Below are 9,176 nucleotides of genomic sequence, written 5' to 3' on the forward strand. Positions count from 1 at the left end.
GCCCTGCCCCCGGCCACGGTCGATCTGCTGCCCCGTATGCCCCGTGGCTTCCACGGGCGGGCCGGGGAACTCACCGCGCTCTCCCGGGCCGCCGCGGGTGAAGCCCCCGTCTGTCTGGTGACGGGGCCCGCCGGCGTGGGCAAGACGGCGCTCGTCACGCACTGGGCGCACCGCCACCGCGAGCAGTTCCCCGGCGGGCTGCTCTACGCCGACCTGCGCGGCTTCAGCGAGACCGGGGAGCCGACCCTCCTGGAGGTACTGCGCGAGTTCCTGCTGGCGCTGGGGGTCGCGCCGCGCCGGATACCGGAGTCGGCCGGCGCCGCCTCCGCGCTCTTCCGGTCCCTTTCCGCCGACCGCCAACTCCTCGTCGTACTGGACAACGCGCGGGCGTCCGAGCAGGTCAGGGAGTTGCTGCCGGGCGGCGCCCGCTGCGTCACCGTGGTCACGAGCCGCTACCGGCTGCGGGGCCTGATCGCTTCCGACGCCGCGCGTCCCGTACCCGTGGACGTGCTGGAACCGGCGGACAGCACCGCCCTGCTCGCCGCGGTGCTCGGAACGGAGCGCGTGTTCGCGGAGGAGGTCGCCGCGCGGCGCCTCGCCGAGCTGTGCGGCGGGCTTCCGCTCGCACTGCGGGTGGCCGCGGCCAGGCTCGCGGACCAGCCGGAGTCGTCGCTGAGCGCGATGTGCGGCGAACTGTCCGATGAATCGCGCCGGTTGAGCCTCCTCGACGTCGAGGACACGGGCGTACGCGCCGCGCTGCGGCTCACCGTGCGGCGCCTGCCGGCGGACGCCGCACGGCAGTTCGCCCACCTCGGGCGCCACCCGGGCATGTACGTCGACCGGTACGCGGCGGCGGCCCTCGCGGACACCGACCCCGCCACCGCCGAGGCCGCGCTGGACAAGCTCGCCGCCGCGCACCTCGTCGTGCGGGCCGGGCCCGACCGCTGGACGATGCACGATCTCGTACGGCTGTACGCGCGAGGCCTGCGTTCCGGGACGGACGCCCTGCTGCGGGTGCTCGACCTGACCGTGGCGACCGCGCTCGGCGCCGCCGACGCGGCCGAGCCCGGTGACGAGTCGTGCTTCACCCTGCCCGCGGATTTCCAGCAGCCGCGCGCGACGAGGGAGTTCGCGGACCGCGCGCAGGCGATGGCCTGGTACGCGGTCGAACGCGACGATCTGACGCTCGCGGCCACCGCCGCCGACACGGCGGGGCTGCACGGCAGGACGTGGCGGATCATTCTCGGGATGTGGCCGCAGATCGTATGGCGGGTGCGGGACGGCTGGACTCCCCTGCTGCGTACGGCACTTGAGGCGGCGCGGGCCGATGGTGACGCCCGAGCCGAGTCGCGGGTCCTCGCCCTGCTGGGGTGGGTGCTGACCGAGGAGGGCCGCGTCGACGAGGCGCTCGGCCACCTGGAGGCCGCGCCCCTGCTCGCCGCGCGGGCCAGGGACACGCGCGGCGAGGCGACCGCGCTGATCAATCTGTCGCTCGCCCAGGCCGCGCTCGGCAGCCCGGACGAGGCGGCCGAGGGGTGCGCGCTCGCGGCGGAGCTGGCGCACAGCGTCGGCGACCGGCACACCGAACGCCTCGCGCTGTGCCATCTCGCCCGCCACCGGCTGGACGCCAGGGAGTGGCAGGCGGCCCACGAGACGGCCCTCGCCGCGCTCGACCTCGACGGGCCTTCTGAGGCGTCGGCGGCGGCCAGGGTGCTGCTGCTCACCGCGGTCGGGGAGGCGCTGCTGGGGATGGGCGACGAGACCGAGGGCATCCGGCGGCTGGAGAACGCGGCGCTGGAGGCGGAGTCGTGCGGCTACGACGACGGCGCGGTCAGGGCTCTCGGCGCGCTGCTTCGGGTCTCGGCGGACGCGGGGCTGCAGGCGCGGTACGACACGGCGATGGTGCGGCTCATGGCCCGGACGTGAGGGTCGGCGGCCGCGGAGCGGCGCCACCTGTTCGCCCGCGCATCACCTTGTTCGCCCGCGCGTCCCCCTTCGCCCGTGCGTTGCCCTGTTCGCCCGTGCGTTGCCCAGGTCACCCGCGCATCGCCCTGTTCGCCCGCGCATCCCCCAGGTCGCCCCCGCGTCGCCGTAGGCCGGTCGGTCCCGGTCGCCGCGCCCCCCGACCGAGGCGGTCGGAACGGCCGCGGTGGCCGCCGCGCCCAGGGGGCCTCGACTGCCCGCGGGCCTGCGCTACCGAGCCTCGTCCGCGTCGCGGGCCGCGTGTTCGGTGAGCCGGCGGTTCACCTCGGCGGTCTGCTCGGCCAGGGCCCGCGCCCTCGCCTCGGCCTGGTCCGCCCGGGCGTTGATGCGGGCGATGTCCTCTTCGATGACCTTGAGGGCCAGCTCGGCCGCCGCGCCCGCCTCCCCCGGAGGCAGATCCTCGGGGAGGTCCGCCAGAGCGCTCTTGACCGCCGGGATGCCGCCGCGCTCGTGGATCTCTTTCCAGAACTCGTAGTCCATCGCGCCATCCTGACCGATCGGCCGCGCTTCGCGCGAGGCCGGGCAGTCCTAGGAAGCCTGCTCCACAGGCGGGCTCACCCGGCGCGGGATGCTGAAGTCCAGTACGTCCTGGGCGGTCTGCTGGGTCTCCTCCGCGGCCTGGCGGGCCGTGGCGAGGACGTCGCCGTGCTCCTGGACAAGGGTGTGGTAGATCGGCGCCTGTGTGGCGTCATTGACCGGCATGACCTGCGACTCCTTCTTCGGTGATCTACGTGGTTCGGGTCGGCCGAGTGCGGCCGATCCGCGACCTTACGCGAAGTCCGGGCGCGAAGGGGACCCGACCCCGATCATCAGTTCGGGGCTTGTGACAACTTTCACAGATGCTTGCGGGCGCGTTTGTCGGCGGGGGCGCTGGTACTGGCGTGCGGTAACGCCCTCTTCCGTCACGGGGCGACTCCGGGATACCTCTGGTGGGAGCAGACCCGGCCCGCAGGGGCGCTCCCCCACAGGAAGTGAGTGACTCCGTGAATGACGACTTAGCCGCCAAGTCCGTGACCGCCGGCTGGTCCGTGGACGAGCGCTGCACGAACTGCGATGTCGCGAGGCAGGTCGCGCCCGAGCTGATCCGTGAGGTCGACGGCCGCTCCGAGATCGTGCGCCAGCCGCGCGACGCGGCGGAGGAACGCCTGCTGTTCGCCGCCGCGTTCGCCTGCCACACCCGCTCCATCCGGCCCGCCTCCGGCCGCCTCGACGACGCGCGGGACCCCTATCCCCTGCCCGTCGACGACGCCGTCCTGTTCTGCGGGCACAACTCCCCGCGCAACGCGGGCGCCAATGCCTACCTCCTGCGCCGCCCCTCAGGGAGCCTGATGATGGTGGACACCCCGCGCTGGAGCGAGCCGCTGGCCGCCAGGTACGAGGGGATCGGGCAGGTCACCGACGTACTCCTCACGCACCGGGACCACGCCGCGCACGGCCGCCGGTACGCCGACCGCCTCGGGGCCCGGCTGTGGATCCATGAGGGCGACCTGGACGCGGCGCCCGACGCCGACCGCGTCCTGCGCGGCACCGAGAGCATGGAGATCGGCGACGGCGTCCTCGCCCACCCGCTGCCGGGCCACACCCGGGGCAGCGTGCTGTACATCGCCGACGAGCGATACTGCTTCAGCGGGGACAGCTTCTACTGGTCGCGCACGACGGGCGACATCGAGGTGGCCGACAGCGTCACCTGGTACTCCATCGAGGAGCTGGCGGCGTCGTTGGCCCGCACGGCCGAACGGCTCCGCTTCGAGTGGCTGCTGCCGGGGCACGGTGACCGCAAGCATCTGCCGGCGGCGGAAATGGCGCAGCGGATGCGGGCGTTGACCGCGCGCACGGCCACCCTCGAACCCAGGCCGGTGGACTTCACGGCCCTGCGCTGGTGACCTGTGACGACGACGCGTCGGCCCGGGCCGACAACGGCGAGAACATGCGGTGGGCGCCGCTCCTGTCTAGCGTCACTCGTATGAACACCCATCCGCAGAGCTTCGAGATTCTGCTCGTTCCCGAGTTCGCCGAGGACGGCAGAGGCACCAGCGACACCCGTGGCGCCCTGCGTTCCGCCGTCGTGACGGCCACCGGCGAGACCGGCTCCTCCGGCTACCCCCGGTATGTCGGGGACGGCATGGAGGCCGACATCGACCCCGCGACCCGCTCCGTCGAGGCCCTGCTCGTCGACGGGTCCGAGCTGGACTACGGCCTCTCGGTACGGGTCGCGGACGTCCGGGGCGGCTGAGCCCGCGGGCCGGTGCCCGGTGCCTGCGGGGGCGGCGCCCGGGGCGGTCAGTGCGTCGCCTCCGCCTCCACCGGCTTGGGGATCAGGAAGGACGTCGCGAAGGCCGCCGCGATGAGCGCGACCCCGGCGATCATGCCTGCCGTGTACCCGGCGGGCGAGGTCTTGTCGGCCGGTTCGGCGGCGGTCTGCACGGCGTACAGGACGGCGAAGCTGAGACCGGCGCCGAGGTTGAAGGCGCCCGCGTTCAGGCCGGGGAGGAAGCCCGGGTTCTCCTTCGGGGAGAGCACGATGCCGAGGCCGTTGAGGACGATGTTGCCGATGCCCGCGTAGGTGACGCCGATGAGGATCGACGCGGCCAGGAGCAGCGGCCGCGAGTCGGCGTGCAGGGTGAACAGCATCAGGGCCACGGTGACGATCGAGCCGATGAGGCCGAGGCGCAGGATGCGCCCGTATCCGTACGTGGCGGCCAGGCGCCCGGCGATCGGGCCCATGGCGAGGCCCGCGAGGGCGTACGGCGTCAGGGTCCACCAGGCGGATTGCTCGGCGCTCATCCCGAAACCGGCCTGGGCGTCCTGGGCGAAGGCGGGGATCATGCCGTTCATCACGGCGAAGACGCCCGTCATGGTGAGGACAGTGGTGAGCAGCAGCGCCCAGGTGGAGCGCCGGCGCAGATGGCGGGTGGCGACCAGGGGGTGGCTGCTGCGGTCCTCGGTGCGCCAGAACAGGGCGAAGGCGAGGGCCGCGACGACGAGGAGTCCGGCGACGAGCGGCCAGTTCGCGGCGGCCAGCTTGCCCGCCTCGTTCAGGGCGATGAGGGCGGCGCCGACGGAGATGACCAGGAGCGTGACGCCGGGCCAGTCCATGCGGGTGTCGGCGGTGGCGGTGGCCCTGGACTCCGGGGTGAGGGTGGCGACCATGAGCGCGGCGAGCGCGGCGACGCCCGCCATCAGCCAGAACACGGACTGGAAGCCGTGGTGGTCGGCGAGGTAGCCGCCCGCCAGGGAGTCGACGCCCGCGATGCCGCCGTTGACGGCGGTGATGACGCCGAGGAGGGTGCCGTACTTCTTCGGCTCGTGGACCTCGTTGCGCAGCATGATCAGGCAGAGCGGCACGGTGGGCCCGGAGACGCCCTGGATGACGCGGCCCGCGAAGAGCATGGGCACGCTCTCGGCGAGCGCGGCGACGACGCAGCCGACGACCATGAGCGCGAGCATCCCGGCGAGCACCTTGCGGCGTCCGACGAGGTCGCCGAGGCGCGGCAGGAAGAGGGAGAAGAGCGCGGCCGAGGTGAAGAAGGCGGTCTGGGTGAGGCCGACTTCTGCGGAGGTCGCCCCGAGGGAGTCCTCGATGTTCTTCAGGGCGGGGCTGAGCATGCTCGCGTTGAGCTGGAAGGCGAAGCAGGCCGCGAGGAGCGCGGTGACCAGGACGCCGATGCGGACCGGGCGGGAGCCGCGGGCGCCGCCGGGGCCGGCGGCCGCCGGTTCGGTGAAGGAGGCGTTCATGCGGGGATGTCACCGATCCGCTCGAGGGCGTCCACGATCAGGTCCCAGAAGCGCTGGTGGTCCAGGTCGACGGCGACCTGGGTGTGGCAGTCGTCGGGGGCGGGCGCGCGCAGGTCCGTCACGGTCATGCCGAGGGTGAGGGTGCCGGTCAGCTCTATGTCGACGGGGGCCTTGCGGACCGTCATGACGTCGGGGTCGATGACGTACGCGACGGCGCACGGGTCGTGGACCGGGGGTGCGGCGAAGCCCTGGGCCTCCAGGTACATGGCGCCGAAGAAGTCGAGCAGTTCGTTGACGAAGACGGCGGGCTTCGTGCCCACCTTCGCGATGCGCTCGATCACGTCGGGGGTGGCGAGCGCCTGGTGGGTCAGGTCGAGGCCGACCATGGTGACGGGCCAGCGCTCGTTGAAGACGATGTGCGCGGCCTCGGGGTCGATCTTGATGTTGAACTCGGCGACGGGGCTCCAGTTGCCCGTGTGGTAGCCGCCGCCCATCAGGACGACCTCGCGGACGCGCTCGACGATGCGGGGCTCCTTGCGGGCGGCCAGGGCGATGTTGGTCAGGCCCGCGGTGGGGACGAGGGTGATCTCGCCGGGCTCGTGCGCCATGACCGTGTCGATGATCAGGTCGACGGCGTGACGGTCGTCGAGGGCCAGGGTCGGCTCGGGCATGAGGGGGCCGTCGATGCCGCTCTCGCCGTGGATCTCGGGGGCCGTCTCGATGGTGCGCACCAGGGGGCGGGAGCAGCCGGCGGCGAAGGGCACGCCGGTGATGTTCGCGATGCGGGCCACCGACAGGGCGTTGCGGGTGACCTTCTCCAGGGTCTGGTTGCCCACCACGGTGGTGACGGCGACCAGCTCCACATCCGGATTGCCGTGCGCCAGGAGCATGGCGATCGCGTCGTCATGTCCCGGGTCGCAGTCCAGGATGATCTTTCGGGGCATCGCGGAACCTCTTTGTTCGGCTGAGCCGTCGCCGTTCTTCGCCGGAGGGCGGGGCGGTGGCTCGGGAAAACGTTCTCCGAAGACTTTGTGCACAGGGAGGAATTATGTCAATGGCCGAAACCACACCCCGCCAAACTCTCCCGGAACGGACATGATCCGACGAGGCGCACACCACACTCAACGGGCTGAATCCGCCCGAATCCAGCCGTGCATAAAGGGTCTGGTGATGCCTGACACCCGCTGATAACGTTTGCCGAAATTTGGCGGCCGAAGGGACGGGTCCGGCGTGGCCGACGTAACGCTGAGAGAGGTGGCCCGGGCCTCCGGCTGCTCGGTCGCCACCGTCTCCCGGGTCCTTGCCGGTACGCGCCCCGTCGGCGCCGAGACGGCCCGCCGGGTCCGCGAGGCCGCAGAAGCGCTCGGTTACCGGCCCAATCACGCGGCCCGGGCGCTGCGCGGCCACCGCACGGGCACGGTCGGCCTCGTCCTGCCGCAGATCACGAACCCCTTCTATCCCGCGCTGGTGCGGGAGTTGACGCACGCGCTGCACGCCGACGGGCGGGCCGTGCTGCTCGCCGACTGCGACGACGATCCCGCGGCCGAGGCGGAGTACGTGGCGGATCTGCTGAGCCGGCGGGTGGACGCGCTCCTGGTGATCCCGGCGGACGAGGAGCGCAGCCGGGACGCCGTGGCGGCCGCGGCCGCCAGGGTGCCGCTCGTCCTGATGGACCGCGGCTGCGGGCCCGGCGTCGCGGACTCCGTCGCCGTCGACAACGCCACGGGCATGGCGCTGGTCCTCGACCATCTGGCCGCCACCGGCCGCCGCCGCGTCTGCTTCCTCGGGGCGGCGGGCACGGCATCGGCGGCCGCCGAGCGGCGCGGTGCCTACGCGGCCGGGGCGGGCGCGCTCGATCCCGGCGCTGTGGCGCGGGTGGCCCTCGGCGACTTCTCCGTGGAGTGGGGCCGGGCCGCGGTCGACGAGGTGTGGCCCGCCCGGCCCGACGCCCTGGTCTGCGCCAACGACCTCATCGCGATCGGGGCGCTCCAGCGGCTCCAGCAGCTGGGTGTGGCGGTGCCCGGCGAGGTCGCCGTCACCGGCTTCGACGACATCCCGATGGCGGCGCTCTCCTCGCCGGGCGTCACGACGGTCCGCCAGCCGGTGCCCGAACTGGCCGCGGAGGCGGCACGCCTGCTGGGCCTGCGCCTGTCCGGCGACGACACGGGCCCCCGGCGCTCGATCCGCCTCGCTCCGAAGCTGGTCGTACGCGAGTCGAGCGCGCGAGGCCCCGCGGCGATCCCGGCCCCGGCTGGGACAGGTGAGTCGGCTCCCTTCAGGTAGCCGGGCGTAGGCCCCTCGGCGGGCACCGGCTTCAGGTCAGCGCGTGACCCGCCACGTGAGCGAATCCCGCAGCAAGCGGCGCAGCTCCGGGTCGCGGACCGATGGGGTCCGGTCCGTGGCGCGGGCCGTCAGGGTGTGCGTACGGCCGTCGGCAGGGACACCGAGCGCTCGGGGCGTGACCGTGGTGTCGCCCCTGGCCTGCTTGGCCTCGCGGCCGTCGACGGACCAGCGCAGCCGGATGCCGTCCGCCACCTCCACGGTGACCTTGGCGTCGCGCCGCACCACCTGGTCCGTGGGCGTGAGCGCGGTGAGGACGGACGCGTGCCGGTGGAAGCCGGCGATCATCGCCTCGCGGCCGGGCAGGTTGAACTCGCGGCCCAGGGTCCGCATGATCGAGTTCGTGGTGGGCCGGTACAGGCCGCGCGGATGGTAGCCGCCGCCCTCGTACGCGCCGACGGTGCCGCCGTCCGGCGAGGTCCGGCCGATCCACCGGTACCACTTCTTCTTCTGCGCGGTCAGCTTGGCGGCCGTGAGCTTGCTGATGTTCGTCTCCCACGGCTCGGCGCCCGTGTAGGTGCCGTACTCGTCGTACCAGTACTCGTCGGCCAGCTTCCCGAGCGAGTGGCCCGTCTCGTGGACGAGGACCTGGTCGGACTGGGCGTTGTCCGACGAGGCGGTGGCGATGCCGTCGTAGCCGGACGGCGAGGTGATGTCGTTGTAGCCCGCGCCGCCGTACTTGGTGGAGTTGGCGAGGACGATGACGAGGTCGGGGTCGGCGGCCTTCTTCGCGTACGACTCGACCTTGTTGGTGTCGACGCACAGCAGCCGCTCGATGCCGTCGCAGTAGAACGCCGAGCCGAGAGCGGTGTCCTTGACCGTGCCGCTGGTCGGGTCGCCGGAGACACCGGACTGGCGGGAGACGGCGTCGACGGCCCAGACGTTGAAGAGGCTCTTGTACGAGGCGTACGGCTCGACGGCGGAGACCTTCGCCCACTTGGTACGCACGTCGGCGTGGAAGTCCTCCTGCTGGGCGGCGGTGTAGCCGTCGCCGATGAAGACGACGTCGAGCTTGGAGCCGGTCGGCCCGGCCTGCACGATCGGGACGACGTCCCCGTCCCCCTTGATCTCCGCGCGCTCCTTGGCGGAGAGCGGCTCGGCGGCGGGGACCTCGGCGT

The 9,176-nt window shown here is 72.8% G+C and carries 9 protein-coding genes; 4 read left to right on the top strand and 5 right to left on the bottom strand.

Annotation, left to right across the window (positions count from 1 at the left end; all coding sequences use genetic code 11):
* On the top strand, positions 1-1,926 hold a 1,926-nt coding region (locus GKQ77_RS20680; RefSeq protein WP_219690412.1), incomplete at its 5' end, for an NB-ARC domain-containing protein.
* Between the two features lie 267 nt (positions 1,927-2,193).
* Here GKQ77_RS20680 and GKQ77_RS20685 read toward each other — a convergent pair.
* Together GKQ77_RS20685 and GKQ77_RS20690 are read right to left on the bottom strand one after the other, a co-directional pair.
* Positions 2,194-2,463: a hypothetical protein gene (locus tag GKQ77_RS20685; RefSeq protein ID WP_219690413.1), complete on the bottom strand. Its 270-nt coding sequence runs from the start codon at positions 2,461-2,463 to the stop codon at positions 2,194-2,196.
* A gap of 48 nt (positions 2,464-2,511) precedes the next feature.
* Entirely contained in the window at positions 2,512-2,685 is a 174-nt protein-coding gene (locus tag GKQ77_RS20690) for a hypothetical protein (RefSeq protein WP_219690414.1), read from the bottom strand.
* A gap of 281 nt (positions 2,686-2,966) precedes the next feature.
* Here GKQ77_RS20690 and GKQ77_RS20695 point away from each other — a divergent pair, with 281 nt between their 5' ends.
* Complete coding sequence (locus tag GKQ77_RS20695) at positions 2,967-3,866, top strand: MBL fold metallo-hydrolase (protein ID WP_308117732.1); 900 nt, start codon at positions 2,967-2,969, stop codon at positions 3,864-3,866.
* A gap of 80 nt (positions 3,867-3,946) precedes the next feature.
* Entirely contained in the window at positions 3,947-4,216 is a 270-nt protein-coding gene (locus tag GKQ77_RS20700) for a hypothetical protein (RefSeq protein WP_125516841.1), read from the top strand.
* 47 nt (positions 4,217-4,263) lie between these two features.
* Here the strand turns inward: GKQ77_RS20700 and uriT are convergent, their stop codons facing one another.
* Complete coding sequence (gene uriT / locus GKQ77_RS20705) at positions 4,264-5,718, bottom strand: uridine transporter UriT (RefSeq protein WP_219690415.1); 1,455 nt, start codon at positions 5,716-5,718, stop codon at positions 4,264-4,266.
* Positions 5,715-6,662 carry a uridine-preferring nucleoside hydrolase UriH gene (uriH, locus tag GKQ77_RS20710; RefSeq protein ID WP_219690416.1) on the bottom strand — a complete coding sequence of 316 codons (948 nt, stop codon included), beginning with the start codon at positions 6,660-6,662 and terminating at the stop codon, positions 5,715-5,717. Before uriH ends, uriT begins: the two co-directional genes overlap by 4 nt.
* Before the next feature lie 286 nt (positions 6,663-6,948).
* Here uriH and GKQ77_RS20715 point away from each other — a divergent pair, with 286 nt between their 5' ends.
* The gene (locus GKQ77_RS20715) at positions 6,949-8,001 is read left to right on the top strand and encodes a LacI family DNA-binding transcriptional regulator (RefSeq protein WP_219690417.1); all 1,053 of its coding nucleotides are present in this window, start codon (positions 6,949-6,951) and stop codon (positions 7,999-8,001) included.
* A 36-nt stretch (positions 8,002-8,037) separates the two neighbouring features.
* On the opposite strand, the gene GKQ77_RS20720 is transcribed toward GKQ77_RS20715, so the two are convergent.
* A partial coding sequence (locus GKQ77_RS20720) for a M64 family metallopeptidase (protein ID WP_219690418.1) occupies positions 8,038-9,176 on the bottom strand: 1,139 nt, incomplete at its 5' end.

Origin of the sequence: Streptomyces anatolicus, from assembly GCF_019400875.1 — a bacterium.
Taxonomy (GTDB): domain Bacteria; phylum Actinomycetota; class Actinomycetes; order Streptomycetales; family Streptomycetaceae; genus Streptomyces; species Streptomyces anatolicus.

Bases quoted from the DNA above. Each gene is read 5' to 3' on its own strand.
- uriT (WP_219690415.1), bottom strand. From the start codon at position 5,718: ATGAACGCCTCCTTCACCGAACCGGCGGCCGCCGGCCCCGGCGGCGCC.
- GKQ77_RS20700 (WP_125516841.1), top strand. From the start codon at position 3,947: ATGAACACCCATCCGCAGAGCTTCGAGATTCTGCTCGTTCCCGAGTTC.
- GKQ77_RS20690 (WP_219690414.1), bottom strand. From the start codon at position 2,685: ATGCCGGTCAATGACGCCACACAGGCGCCGATCTACCACACCCTTGTC.
- uriH (WP_219690416.1), bottom strand. From the start codon at position 6,662: ATGCCCCGAAAGATCATCCTGGACTGCGACCCGGGACATGACGACGCG.
- GKQ77_RS20685 (WP_219690413.1), bottom strand. From the start codon at position 2,463: ATGGACTACGAGTTCTGGAAAGAGATCCACGAGCGCGGCGGCATCCCG.